The organism is Archangium violaceum, from assembly GCF_016887565.1.
Taxonomy (GTDB): domain Bacteria; phylum Myxococcota; class Myxococcia; order Myxococcales; family Myxococcaceae; genus Archangium; species Archangium violaceum_B.
In genome coordinates this window covers 3,250,012-3,269,619 of record NZ_CP069396.1, presented here as the reverse complement: position 1 = coordinate 3,269,619, position 19,608 = coordinate 3,250,012, and the positions used below count along the sequence as shown (strand labels likewise).

13 protein-coding genes are annotated in these 19,608 nt (G+C 69.7%); 7 read left to right on the top strand and 6 right to left on the bottom strand.

Features of this window, described 5'->3' with window-relative positions; all coding sequences use genetic code 11:
* Positions 1-29 precede the first annotated feature (29 nt).
* The 3 genes from JRI60_RS13605 to JRI60_RS13595 form a co-directional block, all read right to left on the bottom strand.
* A complete protein-coding gene (locus JRI60_RS13605) occupies positions 30-2,768 on the bottom strand; it encodes a response regulator (RefSeq protein ID WP_204226274.1) in 2,739 nt (912 codons plus the stop codon).
* Between the two features lie 235 nt (positions 2,769-3,003).
* Positions 3,004-7,872 carry a DnaJ domain-containing protein gene (locus JRI60_RS55100; protein ID WP_204226273.1) on the bottom strand — a complete coding sequence of 1,623 codons (4,869 nt, stop codon included), beginning with the start codon at positions 7,870-7,872 and terminating at the stop codon, positions 3,004-3,006.
* A 33-nt stretch (positions 7,873-7,905) separates the two neighbouring features.
* Positions 7,906-8,409, bottom strand: a complete 504-nt coding sequence (locus JRI60_RS13595) for a tRNA (cytidine(34)-2'-O)-methyltransferase (protein ID WP_204226272.1) — start codon at positions 8,407-8,409, stop codon at positions 7,906-7,908.
* Between the two features lie 18 nt (positions 8,410-8,427).
* Here JRI60_RS13595 and JRI60_RS13590 point away from each other — a divergent pair, with 18 nt between their 5' ends.
* Complete coding sequence (locus JRI60_RS13590) at positions 8,428-8,784, top strand: DUF192 domain-containing protein (RefSeq protein ID WP_204226271.1); 357 nt, start codon at positions 8,428-8,430, stop codon at positions 8,782-8,784.
* Positions 8,785-8,907: 123 nt separating this feature from the next.
* A complete protein-coding gene (locus JRI60_RS13585; protein ID WP_204226270.1) occupies positions 8,908-9,672 on the top strand; it encodes a Stp1/IreP family PP2C-type Ser/Thr phosphatase in 765 nt (254 codons plus the stop codon).
* A 110-nt stretch (positions 9,673-9,782) separates the two neighbouring features.
* On the opposite strand, the gene JRI60_RS13580 is transcribed toward JRI60_RS13585, so the two are convergent.
* Both JRI60_RS13580 and JRI60_RS13575 read right to left on the bottom strand, forming a co-directional pair.
* Positions 9,783-10,811: a nucleotidyltransferase family protein gene (locus JRI60_RS13580; protein ID WP_204226269.1), complete on the bottom strand. Its 1,029-nt coding sequence runs from the start codon at positions 10,809-10,811 to the stop codon at positions 9,783-9,785.
* Positions 10,812-10,833: 22 nt separating this feature from the next.
* Positions 10,834-11,871, bottom strand: coding sequence for an aminoglycoside phosphotransferase family protein (locus JRI60_RS13575; protein WP_204226268.1), 1,038 nt, complete (start codon positions 11,869-11,871; stop codon positions 10,834-10,836).
* Positions 11,872-12,143: 272 nt separating this feature from the next.
* Here JRI60_RS13575 and JRI60_RS13570 point away from each other — a divergent pair, with 272 nt between their 5' ends.
* The 3 genes from JRI60_RS13570 to JRI60_RS13560 all read left to right on the top strand — a co-directional run bounded on the left by JRI60_RS13570 (position 12,144) and on the right by JRI60_RS13560 (position 16,624).
* Positions 12,144-13,508 (top strand): cystathionine beta-synthase, encoded by a 1,365-nt coding sequence (locus tag JRI60_RS13570; RefSeq protein ID WP_204226267.1) that lies wholly within the window; start codon positions 12,144-12,146, stop codon positions 13,506-13,508.
* 249 nt (positions 13,509-13,757) lie between these two features.
* Positions 13,758-15,371, top strand: coding sequence for a hypothetical protein (locus JRI60_RS13565; protein ID WP_204226266.1), 1,614 nt, complete (start codon positions 13,758-13,760; stop codon positions 15,369-15,371).
* Between the two features lie 35 nt (positions 15,372-15,406).
* On the top strand, positions 15,407-16,624 hold the full coding sequence (locus tag JRI60_RS13560) for an MFS transporter (RefSeq protein ID WP_204226265.1): 1,218 nt from the start codon (positions 15,407-15,409) through the stop codon (positions 16,622-16,624).
* A 223-nt stretch (positions 16,625-16,847) separates the two neighbouring features.
* Here the strand turns inward: JRI60_RS13560 and JRI60_RS13555 are convergent, their stop codons facing one another.
* The gene (locus JRI60_RS13555; protein ID WP_204226264.1) at positions 16,848-18,413 is read right to left on the bottom strand and encodes a hypothetical protein; all 1,566 of its coding nucleotides are present in this window, start codon (positions 18,411-18,413) and stop codon (positions 16,848-16,850) included.
* 118 nt (positions 18,414-18,531) lie between these two features.
* On the opposite strand from JRI60_RS13555, the gene JRI60_RS13550 reads away from it, so the two are divergent.
* Together JRI60_RS13550 and bla are read left to right on the top strand one after the other, a co-directional pair.
* On the top strand, positions 18,532-18,804 hold the full coding sequence (locus JRI60_RS13550; RefSeq protein ID WP_239470497.1) for a hypothetical protein: 273 nt from the start codon (positions 18,532-18,534) through the stop codon (positions 18,802-18,804).
* Positions 18,801-19,577: a subclass B1 metallo-beta-lactamase gene (gene bla, locus JRI60_RS13545; protein WP_204226263.1), complete on the top strand. Its 777-nt coding sequence runs from the start codon at positions 18,801-18,803 to the stop codon at positions 19,575-19,577. The genes JRI60_RS13550 and bla overlap by 4 nt, the downstream gene beginning before the upstream one ends.
* Positions 19,578-19,608: the final 31 nt, after the last annotated feature.

Genomic DNA, 19,608 nt, shown 5'->3' with positions numbered 1-19,608 from the left:
GCCTCTCTACCAGGAGCCCAGCCGTCCGACTACTGGCCGAGCTGCTTGAGCGCGGCGCGAACCTCGGAAGCGGACGACCCAGAGGGCTCCAGCAGGAGATACTGCTTGTAGGCGTCGATCGCCTTCTTTTCCTGATTGGTGAACTGCCGGGCCATGCCCAGGTGCACCCAGGCCTGGGCATTCCTGGGCTGCGCCTTCACCACCTCTTCCAGCAGCTTGGAGGCGTCGCGGTAGCCCGCGCTGCTGGTGGTGTCGCCACGAACCAGGGAGATGCCCAGACCGGCCTTGGCCTCGGCCGAGTCCGGCTTGAGGGCGAGCGCCTTGCGGTAGGTGATGGCCGCCGTCTTGTAGCGGTTGGCCGACATGAGCTTCTTGGCCCGGCGCGCCAGCTCGGCGTACTGGGCCTCGGGGCTCAGCTTCTGCGCCTCGACCTGCTCCGGCTCGTCGTCCTTCTCGTCATCCTCGGCGGGCGGAGTGCCCGTCGCGGCAACGGCGGGCTGCTCGGTGGGCTTGGGAGCCTCCGGCGTCCCGGTTGCGGTGGTCGGCTGCTCCGGCTGGGCGGGAGGCGTCTCGGGCGGCTTGTTCTCGGGTGCCTTCGCCTCGGGCGCCTTGTTCTCGGGCTCCGGCGCCTTCACCTGCTCGGTGGGAGCGGGCTTCGTCTCCTGGGGCGGAGGCGGGGGCTGGTCCGAGCCGCTTCCTTGACTGAACACCACCGCGGCCCCCACGGCGATCGCCGCGACCGCGAGTCCGACGAAGAGGCCGGTGCGCTTCGGCTTCGGCAGCTGCACGTCCTCGTCATCGACCGCCGGAGCCTTCTTCTGGGGCTGCGCGGGCGTGGCCTTGGGCTGCGTCACCGGGCGCGACCTGGGCTCCTCCGCGGGCTTGCTGACGACCTGAGGCTCAGCCGGCTTGGGCTCGGGCTTGGGCTCCTCGGCGGGCTTGGACGCGACGAGCTCGGGGGCCGTGGGCGCGCCATGGCCCGGGTAGGGCGGGAGCGCGAACTGCTGGGGCTTCTCGGCCGGCGTCGCCACCACGGGCGGCTGGGCCGCGACGGGCGCGGGCGCGGGCGCCTCCTGGACCGGGGTGGAGGGCTTCAGACCCGACACCAACGTCACCTCCTCGGCCGGAGTCGCGGGCTCGGGAGGAGGCACGGGCGGGAACGGATTGGGGCCCACGGCGGCCCCACCGAAGATGGGGCCACGTGGCGAGGCCGCGGATGCCGACGGCTCCGCGGGGGCCACGGGAATCGCGGGAGCGGGCGTGGAAGCGGGCTCGTCGAAGGCCGCGAGCGCGTTGGAGGCCGCGGACGCGCTGGAGGGCACGGGAGCGCTGGGACTCGCCGGTGCGCGGGGAGCCGGAGACCAACCCGGACCCCAACCTCCCGCCGAGCCGATGCCGTCCACGTCCACCCGGTTCCAGTCGAGCAGCAGGCTGCGCCGCTCCAACTCCTTGGCACGGTGGGCCGGCGCGGGATCCACGAGGAACGCCGAGCCCTCGGCCGTGCGCGGAGGAGCGATGATGTCCTCCGTCTCGGGGAGGTTGTTCTGCGCGCGCCGCCGGGCCTCGAAGACGACGACGTTGGCGGGCTGCGGCTGCACCTCGGCCTGAGCCTGCACCTGCGGCTCCGGCACGGACACGGGGGCCACCACGGGAGGCACGGGCCGCGGAGGCTCGGCCACCACCGGCGCCACCACGGGCACCGGCTCCGGCACGACCACGGGCGCCACGGGCTCCGGCGCGGGCTCGGCGGGAGCGCTCGGCGCCGGCGCGTTGTGGAGCCACTCCTCGATGCCGGGCTTGCCGCTCTGCACGGGCTCCTGCGAGACACTGCCCAGCTCGCGGATGAGGCCCTCGAAGTACAGCTTGCTGATGATGCCCAGCGCGGCCAAGTCGTCGAAGTCCGAGTCCTCCACCACCCGGCTCAGGTTGCGCTTGCCGTCGAAGAGGCGCAGCAGCCCGTTGACCTCGTCCGGAATCTCCGAGAGGCGCTCGGCGAGCTGGTGGTAGTCGATCTCGAACACCGTCTCCAGCGGGGGCAGTTGCTCGAGCATGCGGCCCCACTCGTCCAGCCGGCGCATGCCCTCCATGAGCAGGCCCTGGGTGGAGACCTCGATGCGCTCGGGGCGGTCCAGCGCGGTGAACTGGACCTCGAACTCACCCTCGGTGGCGTTGAGCAGACGGTAGAAGGCGTTCTCGCCCTTGAGCCGCCCCATCTCCGCGTCGATGACGCGGCCTTCCTTGAAGTAGATGGTGGCGACCCGGTCTCCCTTGATGGAGATGGTGCCCGTCTTGCGGCCGATCTCGAACGTCTGGACCAGGTCCACCACGCCCATGTCGGCCAGGTTGCCGGCGAACCCGCCCTTGGTCGTCTCGCGCCGCTCGATCCTCTCCTTGTCCGCCTTCTGGAGGATCATCGTCACGCGCGTGACGATCTCTTTGATGTAGATGGGCTTGGTCAGGTAGTCGTCGCCACCGAGCTCCAGGCCCTTCACCTTCGCCTCGACCGCCTTCTGGTTGGTGAGGAAGACGAAGGGGATGTGCTTGTAGCGCTCGTCGGACTTGAGCGTCTTGCACAGCTCGAAGCCGTCCATCTCCGGCATCTTCGTGTCGGCGAGCACGAGGTCCGGCGGGCTGATCTGCACCTTCTCGAGCGCATCCTTGCCGTGGATCGCGGTCGTGACGGAGAAGCCGGCCTTCTTCAGGCTGACCTCCATCACACGGAGACTCTTCGGGTCACCATCGACCAGGAGCAGGTGCTGCTTGGCCACGTTCGATTGCCTTTCGCTGCGGGCTGCGGATTGGAAGGCGCCCGGCGCGGAGAAGCTCGGATGATCATGCCCGCTCTCTGGACATGTCAATGGTGGAAGGACGAGGGGACTCGTCCGGTGTCCAGGGGAACGAGCATGCGTCGCCGCTCACTCCGGACCCCTCGTCGGGGGCCCTGCCAACCAGGCGACGCTTTCCAATGGAAACGGCCGGTTGGAGGTGCTCGAGCCCCGGTGCTCAGCCGAAGATGCCGCCGCCCTTCTTGGGGGGTGGATTCTTCTTGCGCATCTCGATGAGGCGCAGCTCCTGGTTGGCCTCGAGGTGCTTGGGGTTGGCGCGGACCGCCTCGCGGAAGTGACGCTCGGCGCGGACCATGTCGCCCTCGACACGCGAGATCACCCCGAGCTGGTAATGGGCCCGATCACAGTTGGGGTCGCGCTTGAGCGCCTCGGCCATCATCTGCTTCGCCTTGGGGATGTCGGCCTTGCGCTGGGGGTCCATGTAGATGGCCCACGCGCGGGCGGCGAGGTACACGGCCTTGGGCTCGGCGTTGTAGGCGCGCTCGAAGTGGTCGGCCGCGCCCGCGAAGTCCCGCTTGCGGAAGAAGACCTCCCCCATCTTGAAGAGGTCATTGGAGTCCACACCCCCGGCGGGCTTCGCCGCCTGTGCCGAGGCCTTGGAGCGCAGCTCCTGGAGGTAGGCCGCGCGCTTCGCGTCGTCGTAGAGGACTTCGTAGGCACCGCGGATGGACTCGAAGACGGCGGTCATCCTGGGCGCCAGGGAGGAGAGCCCCGGAGGCAGACGATCCGGGTGGAAGCGCTTGGCGAGCCCGAGGAACGCGGTCTTCACCTGCTCGCGCTTCACATCCGGACCGATGGGGAGGCCGAGCATCGTGAAGTGGTCGCGATTGGCCTGCACGTCGGCGTAGCGCTTCTCGATCTCCTGGGCGAGCTGCTGCTCGGCGCTGAGCGGGGGCGGCGCACCGGGAGCCGGCGCATCGGGAGCCGGCGGAGCGGCCGCGGGGCGGGAGCCGATCTCCATGGCACGCTGGAGCAGGCGCTGGCGCCGGACCTTCGCCTCCTCATCGGAGACATCCTCCGCCAGGTCGTTCTCCTCGAGGGACAGGTCGTCCCACGAGTCGGGCATGTCGAAGTCGACCGTCGGGACCGAGGAGGCCGTGGTGACGGCCGGAGTCGGCACGGGCGCGGCGGGAGCCGGGGGCGCCGGAGGCTGGGGAGCGGGCGCGGTGGGAGCCGAGGCCTGGGGGACCTCCGCGCGGACGAGTGATTCCAGGTGGGCATCGACCTGCTGCAGCGCGGCCTCGAACGAGGCGTTGATGTCGCCAGGAGCCTCACCCGCGGCGTTGTCGAAGGTGACGATGCGCCAGAGATCCTCATCACCCGAGGGACGAGGTGCATCCGGCCCCAAACGGAGCGGCTGAGAGGGAGCGGCGGGCGCACTGTTGCGAGCCCAGAGGTTCGGGGGAACGGGGCCCGCGTTTGGGGGAACTGGGCCCGAGGGGGCAGCCGTGTTGGCGGCGGGAGAACGGAGGCCCGGGGGAACGGGAGCGGCCGGAACCTGCGTGCTGGCGGCGGGGGAACGGAGCCCCGGGGGAACGGCGGCCCGAGGCGGCGCCGCGGGCGGCGGACGCGCGGCCGGAGGTGGCATCGCGGGCGGCGGCGGGCGCGCGGCCGGAGGCGACATCGCGGGCGCGGGGGTGACGGGCGCGGGCACGACAGGGGCGGGCGGCTGGGATTCGGGTACCGAGAGATCCGCCCAGAAGTTCAGATCGGAGCCCTCGTTCGCGGACTCCTGGGGAGCGGGAGCCGCGGGCACGGCGGGCGGGATGGGCTGCGCGGGCTCATCGATGAGCCATGACTCGGGAGGAGCGGACCCAGCGCGCCGCTGGGCCTCCTGCATGTCCCGCATCAACGCGGCATTGGCCTGCTCGCGCGCCAGACGGAGCGCACTCGCGTCCTCCTGCGCGGGCAACTCCGCGTCACCAGGGCCACGGGTCGACTCACTCGGGAACGCGTCGAACCACGCCTCGGGGGCGGGCGCGACCTCGGATACGGAGCTCTCGGACCTGGAGACTGGCTGTGTGCTCACCTCGGCGGGAGCAGAGCCGAGGATCAACTCCCCATCCTGCAACTCGGCCGCCTCGGCGATGCGAGCCACGTCCGACAACTGGGAGACCTCGGCGAGACGCCGCTGCTCGATGAGGCGCAACTCCGCTACGCGGCGTGCCTCTTCCGCGAGCCGAGCGGCTTCGGCCCTGCGCGCCTCTTCGGCATGTCGAGCCTCTTGCGCACGGCGATTCTCCTCGGCGAGACGAGCGGCCTCGGCCCGACGAGCCTCTTCCACGAGCCGAGCCTCTTCGGCCTGTCGAGCTTCCTCGGCGAGCCGAGCCTCTTCGGCCTGTCGAGCTTCCTCGGCGAGCCGAGCCTCTTCGGCCTGTCGAGCTTCCTCGGCGAGCCGAGCCTCTTCGGCCAGCCGCGCCTCTTCCTCGGCTCGGAGCCTGGCCTCCTCCGCCAACCGCGCCTCTTCAGCCTGTCGGGCTTCCTCAGCAAGACGCGCCTCTTCAGCCAGCCGGGCCTCCTCGACGAGACGAGCCTCCTCCTCGGCTCGGAGCCGGGCCTCTTCAGCCAGCCGAGCCTCCTCGGCGAGACGCGCCTCTTCGGCCAGCCGAGCCTCCTCCTCGGCTCGGAGCCGAGCCTCTTCAGCCAACCGGGCTTCCTCGACGAGACGAGCCTCCTCCGCGAGACGAGCCTCTTCTTCCGCGGCAAGACGCGCCTCTTCCGCGAGGCGAGCTTCCTCTGCCTGTCGAGCCTCCTCGGCCAGCCGGGCTTCTTCCTCGGCTCGGAGCCGGGCCTCTTCCGCCAGCCGAGCCTCCTCGGCAAGACGCGCCTCTTCCGCGAGGCGAGCTTCCTCTGCCTGTCGAGCCTCCTCGGCCAGCCGGGCTTCTTCCTCGGCTCGGAGCCGGGCCTCTTCAGCCAGCCGGGCCTCCTCGGCAAGACGCGCCTCTTCCGCGCGGCGGGCTTCCTCGGCCAAGCGGGCTTCTTCCTCGGCTCGGAGCCGGGCCTCTTCCGCCAGCCGGGCCTCCTCGGCACGACGAGCTTCCTCGGCGAGACGCGCCTCCTCTTCCGCGGCAAGACGCGCCTCTTCCGCGAGGCGAGCTTCTTCTGCCTTTCGAGCCTCCTCGGCCAGCCGGGCTTCTTCCTCGGCTCGGAGCCGAGCCTCTTCCGCCAGCTGGGCCTCCTCGGCCAGTCGAGCCTCCTCCGCGGCTCGGAGCCGGGCCTCCTCGGCACGACGAGCTTCCTCGGCGAGACGCGCCTCTTCTGCGCGACGGGCTTCCTCGGCCTGTCGAGCCTCCTCGGCCAGCCGGGCTTCTTCCTCGGCTCGAAGCCGGGCTTCCTCCGCCAACCGAGCCTCCTCCTCGGCAGCCCGACGCGCCTCTTCCTCGGCAAGCCGTGCCTCTTCGGCCAGTCTGGCTTCCTCCGCACGGCGGGCCTCTTCCGCGAGCCGGGCCTCCTCCGCCAACCGTGCTTCCTCCTCCGCACGGCGGAGTGCCTCCTCAGCCAGCCGCGCCTCTTCGGCCAACCGAGCCTCTTCGGCCAGTCTGGCTTCTTCCGCGAGGCGGGCCTCCTCGGCCAATCGCGCCTCTTCTTCCGCGCGGCGCCGGGCCTCCTCGGCCAGCCGGGCCTCCTCGGCCAATCGCGCTTCTTCTTCCGCGCGTCGCGCCTCTTCGGCCAACCGAGCCTCTTCGGCGAGTCTGGCTTCCTCCGCGAGGCGTGCCTCTTCGGCCAGCCGCGCCTCTTCTTCCGCGCGGCGCCGGGCCTCTTCGGCCAGTCGCGCCTCTTCGGCCAGTCGCGCCTCTTCTTCCGCGCGGCGTCGGGCCTCTTCGGCCAGTCGCGCCTCTTCGGCCAGTCGCGCCTCTTCGGCCAGTCGCGCCTCTTCGGCCAACCGAGCCTCTTCGGCCAACCGAGCCTCTTCTTCCGCGCGGCGTGCCTCCTCGGCCAACCGAGCCTCTTCCGCGAGTCGGGCCTCTTCGGCCAGTCGCGCCTCTTCGGCCAGTCGCGCCTCTTCGGCCAGTCGCGCCTCTTCGGCCAACCGAGCCTCTTCGGCCAGTCGCGCCTCTTCGGCCAGTCGCGCCTCTTCGGCCAACCGAGCCTCTTCTTCCGCGCGGCGTGCCTCCTCGGCCAACCGAGCCTCTTCGGCCAACCGAGCCTCTTCTTCCGCGCGGCGCCGGGCCTCTTCGGCCAAACGGGCCTCCTCAGCCAGTCGAGCCTCCTCCGCGAGCCGTGCTTCCTCCTCGGCTCGGCGCCGGGCCTCCTCGGCCAACCGAGCCTCCTCGGCCAACCGAGCCTCTTCTTCCGCGCGGCGCCGGGCCTCTTCGGCCAGCCGTGCTTCCTCCGCGCGCCGGGCCTCTTCTTCCGCCTGTCGCCGGGCCTCCTCCTCCCGCCGGTCCCGCTCGCGCGCCTCCCATGCCGCGATGGACAGCGACTCGACGAGCCCCTCACGTTCGAGGACGTGGAACAGCACTTCCTGTGCGGGCGTCAGCCCCTCCAACCGTTGGAAGTCCGCCAGCTTCAGGAGCAGCGCCATCTCCTCCGCACTGGCCACCCACGGGGTGCACCCCCCCGCGTTCTCACAGCGGTACATGCGTGGCTCGGGGGCCTCGGCGCCCGCGGGCTCCAGGGCGGCACGGACGACGCGAGTCCCCGCGATGGGGCGGAACATCTCCTCCACCCCGCCCTCCTCGAAGGCGGCGCGCTCGGCGAGCTGACTCAGCCGCCGCACCTCGGCGAGCACCTGATGCTCGGCCACCGCCTCCGGCGCGAGCCCGAGCTCCTCCAACAGGTCCTCGTCGGGAGTGCCCGCGCTCTCACGGGCCCACAGCGCATCCAGCATCTCGGGGCGGATGCGCCCGGCCTGCAACAACGCCTGCACGGGCGTCTGGTACCCGAAGCCCAGCCGCGTCCCCACCAGGTCTCCGGATTGGAGGAAGAGGAGCGCCTGGCGCCCTCCGGCGTGCAGCGTGAGCCGGCCGGTGGCACGGGACTTGTGAGCGGAATACAGCGTTTCGGCGACCTGCGAGGGGGGCATGCGAGCCCCAGTGTAGTCCGTCCTACCCTCCTCTCAACTCGGCGTGCCTGTCCGCCCGCCCGCTGGGGCGAACTGGACCTGGCGCAGGGCCTCGTAGGCGGCGATGCCGACGGAGGTGGACAGGTTGAGGCTGCGGCGCTCGGGCAGCATGGGGATGGTGACGGGCGTGCCCGAGCCCCCGGCGAGGATGTCCCCGGGCAGCCCCTGCGTCTCCGAGCCGAAGACGAGGTGATCGCCCTCCTCGAAGCGGGCGGCGTACAGGGATGTAGCGGCGCGAGCGGAGAACATCCAGCGCCTGGCGGCAGGCCACTCGGCCAGGTAGGCGTCGAAGTCGGGGTAGAGCTTCAGGAAGACCTTGTCCCAGTAGTCCAGGCCGGCGCGCTTGAGGTGGCGGTCGTCGATGGAGAAGCCCAGGGGCTCCACGAGGATGAGCCGGCAGCCGGTGACGGCGCACAGCCGGGCGACGTTGCCGGTGTTGGGGGGAATCTGGGGAGAGACGAGGACGAGGTGGAAGGGGCGCGCCAGGGGCTGGAGCATTGGGGTAGAACGCGCGACATGCGCCTGAGGGTGAACAATGTGACACGAGACCGCCTGTTGGCGGACCGCGCCGAGCGGGCCACGTCGTTCGTGGACCGTTTCGTGGGGTTGATGGGCCGGAGGTCGCTGGCCTTCGGGGAGGGGCTGCACATCCTACCCTGCAACTCCATCCACACCTTCTTCATGCGCATTCCCATCGACGTGGCCTTCCTCGATCCGGAGGGGACCATCGTCAAGCAGTTCGTGGCCCTGCCTCCCTGGCGGGCGACCTCGATGTACTTCCAGGCGAAGTCGGTGCTGGAGCTGCCGGCGGGGACGCTCCAGGCGAGTGGCACCCAGGAGGGGGACAGGCTCGCATTCGAGGCTGTTCCTTGACCCCCCCAAGGCCGTAAAGAGGCCAACCTTCCGGGCTGCTGGGGTTTTGACCCCTTTCGCGGCGCTTTGTTAACCTGCCCCCCCTCGTCCAGGACATCCTGGACACGTCGGAGACTCCGCAGCATGCGCATCGAGGTTGCTGGCACCACCCACGTCGGGATGAAGCGGAACCACAATGAGGACAACTACCTCATCCTGTCCGACGAGCACCTGTGCTGTGTCGCCGATGGGATGGGCGGCCATTCGTCCGGGGAGATCGCCTCGAAGATCGCCGTGGACGAGCTGGCCGAGTTCTTCCGGATGACGGCGCGGGACCAGGACGTGACCTGGCCATTCAAGATGGACAAGGCGCGCAACTACGACGAGAACCGGCTGGCCACGGGCATCAAGCTGGCCAACAAGAGCATCTACGAGAAGGCCTGTACGGACACGAAGTACAAGGGCATGGGGACGACGATCGTCTCGCTGCACTTCATCAACGACACGGCGTACGTGGGGCACGTGGGAGACAGCCGGGTGTACTTCTTCCGGCAGGGCGTGCTGAAGCAGGTGACGGAGGACCACTCGCTGCTCAACGACTACCTCAAGGCGAAGAAGCTCACGCCGGAGGAGATCGAGAACTTCCCGCACAAGAACGTCATCGTCCGGGCACTGGGGATGAAGGAGACGGTGCAGGTGGACGTGTCGAAGGTGGAGCCGCAGGAGGGGGACGTGTTCCTGCTGTGCTCGGACGGGCTGTCGGGCATGGTGACGGACCCGCAGATGCAGGAAATCCTGTCGCGCACGATGGAGCTGGACAAGGCGTGCTCGCAGCTGATCGACTTGGCGAACGCCGCGGGCGGCAACGACAACGTCACCTGCGTGCTGGCGCGCTACCACGGAGCCTGAAGACACAGCCGTGAGGTGACCCGGGTCTGACCCTCTCCCTCTGGGAGAGGGACGGGGTGAGGGTATCGGAGCCCTCGGGTTCCGCCCGTGAGCGGCCCCGAGAACCGTGACTACGGAGTGAGCGGAGCGGGCACGCGATGTGCCCCCCAGGCCACCACGTCGACCAGCTCCTCGCCGGGAGCGATCTCGGTCCCTTCGAGCACGGCGCAGCGCTCCAGCCGAGCCCCCGCGCCCACCCGGACCTGAGACCCCACGAACACCGAAGCCCCCACGCGGACGCCCTCGGCCAGGGAGCATCCCGCGTCGAAGTACGCCGGGCCCGTCACCTGGGCGCCGCCCACCCGCGCCGAAGGATGAGCCCAGTAATTCCCCTGTGCACGAGGCGCGGAGACAAACGGTGAATCCGTCCCGAGCCCCTCCAGCGGCACCTGTCCTGACAACACATCCCGCACGGTCGCCAGGTACCGCGAGGGCATGCCCAGATCGGACCAGTACGCGCGAACCACCTCACCGCGCACGGTGAGGCCCGCCTCCATCATCCGCACGTAGACGTCGCGGTTGATGTCCTCGGGACCTTCGGGAGACATGAAGTCGAAGACGCGCGGCGAGATGACGTGCACGCCGGTGAAGTGCCAGGGCGAGAGCCCCTCGCCTCCAGGCCCGAACCTGGCGATGCGGCGCACACTGTGCCGCGCATCCATCTCCACCGCGGCGTACTTCTCGCTCTCGGGCATGGGCATCAGCACCATGGTGGCCGCGGCGCCCGAGGCCCGGTGCGCGGCCACCACGGGCCGCAGGTCCACCGGGAAGAGGATGTCACCGTTGAAGACGATGAAGTCATCACCCGAGAGAAAATCCCGCAGGCCGCGGATGCCACCGCCCGTCCCCTGGATGACGGGCTCGTGCACCACGTGCAGCGGCAGACCGGCGCGAGCGCACTCGGCGCGGGCGGTGGCCGCCATGACGTCCGGCAGGTGGTGCGTATTGATACCCACCGCCTGGACCCCGGCGGCCCGCAGCACCGCCAGGTGGTAGCGAAAAAGGGGCTGCCCGAGGAACGGCATGGCTGGCTTGGGCCAGCGCTCGGTGAACGGACGCAGGCGCGTACCCAGCCCCGCGCAGAGGACCATCGCCTTCATGTGCGGCCCCTCCCCTCTCCTGTCAGCCCAGCTCGGGCACGTACCTGGCCACCAGCTTCTGCAGCCCGCTCATCTCCGGCCGCGCCTTGAACGCATCGCGCACGTAGCGCAGCGAGGCGGGGATGGACACCAGGAAGCCCGGGTTGCCCTTCACGCGGTTGATGAACTCGAAGCGGCCCGCGTCCTTCAGCTTGCGCTGGATGGTGAGCAGGTCGAAGAAGGCCTTGAAGGACTTCGCGTCGATGCGCTCGCCCGTCACCTGCGAGAAGGTCGCGATGTACCGGTCGAGCATGGTGTCCACGAAGCCACGGTCCAGCTCCACGTAGCTGTCGCGCAGCAGGGCCACCAGGTCGTACTGGCGCGGGCCCTGGAGGGCGTCCTGGAAGTCGATGACCACCAGCTCGCCGTTCTTCACCATGATGTTGCGGCTCTGGTAGTCGCGGTGGGTGAAGCCGCGAGGAGCAGCGGCCAGCTGCTTCGCGATGTCGCGGAAGGTGCGGTCCAGCTCGGCGCGCTCGGCCTCGGTGGGCTTCTTGCCACTCCACGCCTCGAGGCCCCACTCGCGGAAGTGGTGGAGCTCCCAGTCGTACAGGTCCTCGTCGAAGGCGCGGGTGAAGGCGAGACACTCCGGGTCGGGCTTGCGCTCGGCCTCGGCGCGCAGGCGGGCCAGCAGGTCCACGGCGCGGGTGTAGAGGGCCTCGTTGTTGCGGCCGCCCTCGAGCGCCGCTTCGAAGGTGACGTCGCTCAGGTCCTCCAGGACCATCATCCCCGCGGGCTCGTCGTAGCGCAGGATGCGCGGCACGCGGACACCCAGCTTCTCGAGGTAGCGGTGGACGTTGACGAAGGGCAGCTCCTTGGGCGGCTCACCCTTGGAGGCCTCCTCGCTCTTCTTCGAGGCGTCCAGGGGCATCTCCATGACCACCCAGCTCTCCGGGGCGGTGCCCACGCGGTAGTAGGAGCGGTTGCTCGCATCGCCCTTGAGCTTCTTGATGGGGGCCTGGGGCACGGGGCGGCCGATGGCCTTCCCCACCTGGTCGCGCAGCGCGGCCTCGAGTTCCATAAGTGAACGCTTCTCCCGGAGTGGTGAGAGGGAGGCGGGAGTATGGGAGCGAGGAGGGCCGGGTCAAAGCGCCAAGTGCGCGGACATTTCACGGCCGGTCGAATGCCCGACATGCACGGAAGCAGGGCGCGGGAGGCAGCCCGAGGACCCGAGCCGCGCTACGCCGCACCGTGTCGGAAGCCCCTGGGGGAACAGGCAGCCGACCAAGGTCGACCGATACCAGCGTGGCGGATATAAGTCGCGCCGGTTTCCTTACCCCAAGAGAGAACCCGATGGACATCCACGACAACATCCTTTCCGCTATCGGCCACACGCCTCTGGTCAAGCTCAACCGCCTGGTCGGGCCCAATGACGCGACGGTGCTGGTCAAGTGCGAGTTCATGAACCCGGGCGCGTCCATCAAGGACCGCATGGCCCTCTACATCATCGAGAAGGCCGAGAAGGAGGGGAAGCTCAAGCCGGGCGGAACCATCGTGGAGAACACGAGCGGCAACACGGGCATGGGCGTGGCGCTGGCGGCGGCGGTGAAGGGCTACAAGTGCATCTTCACCATGCCGGACAAGATGTCGCTGGAGAAGATCAACCGCCTCAAGGCGCTGGGCGCGCAGGTGGTGGTGACGCCGACGAACGTGCCGGCGGAGGACCCTCGCAGCTACTACGAGACGGCCAAGCGCATCCACCGGGAGACCCCGGGCGCGTTCATGCTCAACCAGTACCACAACCCGGACAACATCGAGGCGCACTACAAGGTGACCGGGCCGGAGCTGTACGAGCAGACGGACGGGAAGATCGACTACTTCGTGTCGGGCCTGGGCACCGGCGGCACGATGAGCGGCGCGGGCAAGTACCTCAAGGAGAAGATCCCCGGCCTGAAGAACGTGGGCGTGGATCCGGAGGGCTCCGTCTACGAGGGGTACTTCAAGACGGGCAAGCTGACCGAGCCGCACGTGTACAAGGTCGAGGGTATCGGCGAGGACATGCTGTGCGGCGCCATGGACTTCAAGGTGGTGGACGACATCCGGCAGGTGGATGACCGCCAGAGCTTCGTGGCGGCGCGGCGGCTGGCGCGCGAGGAGGGCATCTTCGCGGGAGGCTCGGCGGGCGCGGCGGTGCACGTGGCGGTGCAGCTGGCCAAGGAGGTCGGCAAGGGCAAGACGATCGTCGTCATCCTGCCCGACACGGGCATGAGCTACATCAGCAAGTTCCACTCGGACGAGTGGATGCGCGACAACGGCTTCCTGGAGGAGAAGGGCGCGGGGACGGTGCGCGATCTGCTCAACGGCAAGCGGGCGGTGGTGACGGCGCGCAAGGGCCAGAAGGTGGACCAGGTGGTGGAGACGATGCGCCAGCACGGCATCAGCCAGATGCCGGTGATGAGCGAGGACGGGCGCGCGGTGGGGATGATCCACGAGTACGACCTGCTCAACGCGCTGGTGGCGAACAAGGTGAAGTTCGCGGACACGATCGACAGCATCGTGGCGCCGCTGCAGGGTGTGGTGGCACCGGAGACGAGCCTCAACCGGCTGCGCGAGGTGTTCAACCAGGACAAGGTGGCGGTGGTGAAGGAGGGCGAGAAGGTGCTGGCCATCGTGACGAAGATCGACCTCATCGAGTACATGCACCGCACGGCGGCGTAACCCACCCCTCTCCCACCGGGAGAGGGACGGGGTGAGGGTACCGGGACCACCCGGGTTCACCTCCCGCCCCAAGACCAGGGCCTCGGGTTCTCCGGAACCCGGGGCCCTTCGTCGTCAGGGGCCCCCGGGAAGCCAGGTGTCCGGTGCTGCTAGGATGTGAAGACAAACCAGGGGGGCAGCTCGGTCGGTGAATAAGCGGCCCCCGAGTGCGTCCACTGCCTCACACCCCGTAGCCCCACGATCGTCCGCATGCGTTCCCAACTCCCGCTCTCGCGCTTCTCCCCGCTGCTCGGCCTGCTGATCCTGAGCGGCTGCAACACCGCCTACCGTGAGGCCATGTCCCGCGCCGAAGACGCGGCGGTTCGCGGGGACTTCCTGACCGCGGCCATCGCCTACCGTTCGGCCTGTGCGGCCTCTCCCGATGACGAGAAGGCCTGTAGCCGGGCCCCCGTCTTCGCGCGCAAGGCGACGGACAACGCCATCGCGACCGCGCGCCCGGCGTGCGACGCGGGCGATCTCGATCTGTGCCTCCCTCCCCTGCTCGCGACCCTGGACATCATGCCCGGCGATCCCGAGGTCGCCTCGATGCTCGAGAAGGCCAGCAAGCTGCACGCGGAGCGCTGCGCCTCCCAGTGGAAGGCGGAGGGCCCGCTAAGCACGGCGCTGGCCGAGGTCGCCTGCCTCCAGTCCCGCGCCAGACAGCTCCCCGTTCCGAGCTACGAGTCGCTGCTCACCCAGCGCGCCACCCAGCTCTCCTCGCGCTTCGCGAGCCTCGCCGCCACCGCGCAGGCACCGAGCAACGCGGGCGCCGCCTCCGTGCTGTGGAACGCGGCGAAGTGCCTGGCACCCGACGCGAACACGACGTCGCGCTTCGAGCAGGCCCGCCAGAGCTTCCTCACCCAGAGCGCCATCCCCGTGTCCGCCCGCATTGGCGGGAAGATGTCGCCGCAGATCTCCGAGCAGCTCTCCAACCTGTGCGAGCGCATCTCCGGGAACCTGGCTCCCGCGGCGCGGTGCGCGGAGAGCGGGATGATGCCCGGGCAGCCGGAGCCACTGGAGATCTATGTGAGCGCGCTCATCCAGCGCGCGGTGGAGAACGTCTCCGAGGACATACGCCGTCTGAACTACGTCAGCGGCACGCGGCAGGTGCCCAATCCCTCCTTCAGGGATGCCCGGAGGGACCTCAAGCGCATCGATCAAGACATCGAGTCCACCGAGCGGCGGAAGAAGGAGAAGGATGCGGCGTGCCAGGCGCCCAACCGTACGCACGATGCCTCCTGTGTCGGCTGCACCGAGTCCAAGACGAAGTCGCCCTGCGACGAGGCCACGGAACTCACCGAGTCCCTCAAGCGGCTGACGCGTGAGCGCAACGATGCGCGCAACCACCTGGACAGCATCCCCGAGACGGTGACCGAGAACGTGTACGACGACTTCACCTACTCCGTGCTGACCCACCGCTGGGCGTCGGGCTACCGCTTCACTGTGCAGGCGAGCACCCCGGGCTCGGCCCCCTCGGCGCCGCAGGAGGGCGAGCTGCGCTTCGAGGATGTGGAGCATGTGGGCTTCGGGCCCGCCGGGCTCCGGCCGGATCCGCTGGAGATCCCCACGTCGGGGACCTACGCGAACGCCTTCGTCCAGCAGGTCACGCCGCACGTGTTCGCGGCGGTGCAGCAGGACAGCGTGGCCCGCGGGGCCGCGCGCCGGGCCCAGTGCAGTGAGCTCCCGGCGAACTGGGGGCTCCCCTGGGTGCAGTGCTGGGCGGAGTCCTCGCTCTGGCAGAACGGGCAGGAGCCCCAGGTGAACGAGTTCCTCGGCCTCCTGGCCACCAGCGCTGGCGCCTCCGCCCAGCCCCAGTGCCGCTGAGGCAGTGGACGGGGGACCCGTGCTAGGTTGAGCCCATGTCCCCCGACCGTCGTCCGTGGCTCGCCGTGCTGGTGGCCGCCCTCGGCTATTTCGTCGACATGTTCGACCTCGTCATGTTCTCCATCCTGCGCATCCCCTCGCTGCGCGGGATGGGCGTGACGGATGCCGAGGAGCTGGCCCGCCTCGGCAAACACCTGCTGGACATGCAGCTCATCGGCATGCTGCTCGGAGGCTTCGCCTTCGGCGCCGCGGGAGATCGCTTCGGCCGCACCCGCACCCTCTACGCCTCCATCGCGCTCTACTCGACCGCGAACCTGCTCAACGCCTTCGTCACCAGCGTGGAGGCGTACGCCGTGCTGCGCGCCCTGGCGGGCTTCGGTCTGGCAGGAGAGCTCGGAGCCGGCATCACCCTGGTGGGCGAGCTGCTCCCCACGAGGCTGCGCGGCGTGGGCACCACGATCGTCGCTTCCGTGGGGTTGCTGGGGGCCGTGGTCGCGGGTGTCGTCGCCGAGCTGCTGGGCTGGAAGGCCTGCTACATCCTCGGAGGAGTGCTCGGGTTCGTCCTGCTCGCCCTGCGCCTGGGCGTGTCCGAGAGCGGCCTGTACGAGCAGATGGCCCAGGGCACCGCGCCACGAGGCAATCCCCTGGGACTGCTGTGGCCCGCGGACCGGCTGATGCGCTTCTCCTGCATCGTGCTGAGCGCCATGCCCATCTGGTTCGCCACCGGCGTGCTCTTCGTGTTCGCGCCGGAGCTGGGTCGGGCCATGGGCCTCGCCGAGGCCATCCAGCCCGGCCGCGTCATCGGCTTCGCCTACGGCGGCGTGGTGGTGGGCAACTTCTCGAGCGGGTGGCTCAGCCAGCTGCTGCGCAGCCGCAAGTGGGCCATTGGAATCTTCCTCGTCACGCTCGCCCTCTCCATCCTCGCGTTCCTCGAGGTGGCCCCGCGCGGCGCGATGCCCTTCTACGCGATGGTCTTCGTGGTCGGCGCGGCCACCGGCTACTGGTCCGTCTTCGTCACCACCGCGAGCGAGCTGTTCGGAACGAACCTGCGCGCCACCGCCGCCACCAGCGCCCCCAACGTGGTGCGGGGCCTGGCCGTCCCCATCACCTCGCTCTGGTTCGCCCTCAAGCCCTCGCTCGGCGCGCTGGAGGCCACGCGCATGCTCGGCATGGCCTGCTGCGCCATCGGCCTGGTGTGCACGCTGATGCTGCGCGAGACCTTCCACCAGGATCTCGACTTCACCGAGTCCTGAGGCTCGCGGCGCGAGTGGAGGGTCCACGAAGTTCGTGGACAGAGTCGTGTTGCGCATGCTCCCTCTCCCTCTGGGAGAGGGCGGGGGGTGAGGGTCGTCCCTCTGTGAGCTCCCATGGGGTCATGCGCTCCAGGAGGAAGACCCTCACCCTAGCCCTCTCCCAGAGGGAGAGGGGACATCCACGGGCCCTCGGACCCTGTCCAAGGACTTCGTGGACCCTCCACTAGCGCAGGGCGGCCTCGGGGCCCTCGGGTGACTCGAAGTACTCGCTCGTGAACATCAGGTTCGGGGGCAGCTTCAGCCCCTCCTTGTACCGCGCGATGTGCTCGGGCCGCTTCGACAGCAGGCACGCCTCGGCATCGCAGAAGAGCACGGTGAATCGCTCGCTCAGGCGCTTGAGCGCCGGGTCATCGGTCCTCAGGAGCGCCATGTCGGCCTTGAAGTGCTCCAGCACCTCGAGCGGATCCCTCGAGTCGAAGCCGAGGTTGATGTTCGCGTCGATCATCTGGCCGGAGTAGGCCATGACGTGGCGCCCGTCACACGCCACGCGCGAGTCCGGAGCCGTCCACAGCAGCAGCCCTCCCCAGTCGAAGTCGTTCCAGACATTCCCCGAGAAGCCATTGAGCCGCATCACGGCGATGGCGTTCGAGGGGTTGCGGAAGGGCCACTCGATGAACTTCAACGCCTCGGGCACGCGCAAGGCCCAGAGGGCCAGGAAGCACACGGCGAGCAGCCCGGAGAGCTTCACCGCCAGCGCGTCGAGGCGCTCCAGGCGGAGCTCCTTCACCCGGGCGAGTGCCGCCTCGAACAGGGCCGCCACCACCGGCGCGAGCAGGATGGGGGCCATGCGCAGGTGCCGGCTGGCCGAGACGCTGGTGCCCACGGCGAGCACCAGCAGCAGCCACAGCCGCAGCCGTCTCCTGGGCAGGAAGACGAGCGACAGGAGCACCGTGACGCCCAGCAGACCCAGGGCGATCTTCTCCCCGGGCACGAGCTGCTTCAGGTCCCACAGGGGCAACCACTCCCGATCGAGCAGCCGCGCGGGATCTCCCGAGAGCCGGAGGGTCTCGAGGACGAGCCTGGGCCCGTAGGGGTTGAGCATCGACGAGAGGATCGCCACCACCGGCATCGCCACCAGCTCCCCCAGGCGGATGCGGGTGTCCGTCCAGCGCAGCCGTGCCTCGAGCGCGAGCGCGCCACAGAGCCCCGCGAGCAGGAACAGACCCGCGAGGAAGCCGCCATGGAAGTTGGCCGACAGCCCCACCAGAGGGGCGGAAACCCAGAGGGCACGCCGGCTCCCCGAGACGCCCGCGTACACCACCAGGGCCACCAGGGCGAAGCTGACGAGCTGCGCGCGTACCAGCTCGAAGCCCATCCACATGAAATGGACGGCCCCGAGCAGGACGAGCAGACGGACCAGTGCGCCGGAGGCGGCGGCGCGGATGGCGGCCGCCAGGCCCACGACGGTGAGCGTCATCCAGAGCCACTTGGCGACGATGACGCCCGCCGCGCCCCACTTCGAGTGGAGCGCGTACAGCATGACGTTGAAGCCCCACTGGTACATGACGAGCGGGTGGTTGGGCTCGGTGAAGCTGTGCCCATTCGTCAGCGGGAACACCCCGGTGCGGAACAGGTCACGGCCGAACGCGAGCGTCCAGCCGAGGTCCGTGTTCACGGGCGTGAAGGCATTGGACAGCAGCACGAGCCCGAGGCCCGCGGCCAGGGGCAGGAGCCAGTCCATTGCCCTCGGCGCGTGTGCGCGCGAGTCCAGGGGAGGAACGGAAGCCATTCGGCGCATGATACCCAAGGGCTCCCGAGGACCCAGGATTTCGAGACGGTGCCGGTTCGGAGAGGACGGAGCCCGTGCAGGCTGCCAGGCGCGTGGTGGAGACCGCCTCTTCAGCCGGATGAATCCAACTTGCCGCCTCGTCGGAGACGGGTACAAGGTGCGGAGGATGGATGACGTGGACGTGAACGACGCGGCGGTGAAGGAGGCGGTGCAGCGCGCCTGCGTGGACGTGGGCCTGCCCCTCTCCTACCGTTCCGCGGTGAGCCAGATGCTGCGTACCCCGTCCTCGGAGTGGCCCGCCTGCTGCGGCGAGGGCTGCTTCCCGTGCCAGCAGTCCCTGGCGGACGCGACGCTGCGCACACTCGAACTGCTGGGCCGGAGCCCCCGATGAACCCCTCTCTCTTCTTGAAGTGCCACGCCTGGACGCTCCTCGCACTGAGCCTGGCCTGCACCACCCCCAGCGGAAGCACGAAGACGCTCCCCGCCCCTCCGGCGGAGGAGTACCGGCTCGGGGAGGACCTGACGGTGCGGCGAATCGCCACCGGCGTGTGGATGCACACCTCCGTGGCCAGCGAGGCCGACGGTGGCTACCCCGCCAATGGTCTCCTCGTCGAGGACGGAGCGTCCTCGCTCCTCATCGACACGGCCTGGGAGGACTCCCAGACCGAGCGGCTGATCTCCTGGGCACGCGACACGCTCCACCGCCCCATCCGGGCCGCGGTCGCCACGCACTTCCACAAGGACAGGCTCGGCGGAGCCCCCGTGCTCCTCGCGCACGACATCTCGGTGCTCGCGCTGGAGGAGACGGTCCAGCTCGCCCGGACGCACGACAAGGTGCTCCCCTCGGGGACCGTCACTCACGACGAGAAGCTCGGGCCCCTGGAGCTCTTCTACCCAGGCCCCGGCCACGCGCCCGACAACCTGGTGGTGTGGCACCCGGAGAGCGGCATCCTGTTCGGCGGCTGCTTCGTGAAGGACGCGACCGCGAAGGGGCTCGGCAACGTGGCCGATGCCAACGTGACCGCGTGGCCGGAGAGCCTCGAGCGGACGCGTGCGCGCTTCCCCGCCATCCGCACGGTGGTTCCGGGCCATGGGCCCATCGGAGGACCGGAGCTGCTCTCGCATACCCGCGACCTCCTGGGGCAGCACCTACACGGCGGGTGAAAAACCCGAGCGGATCCGCGCACCGGGCTTG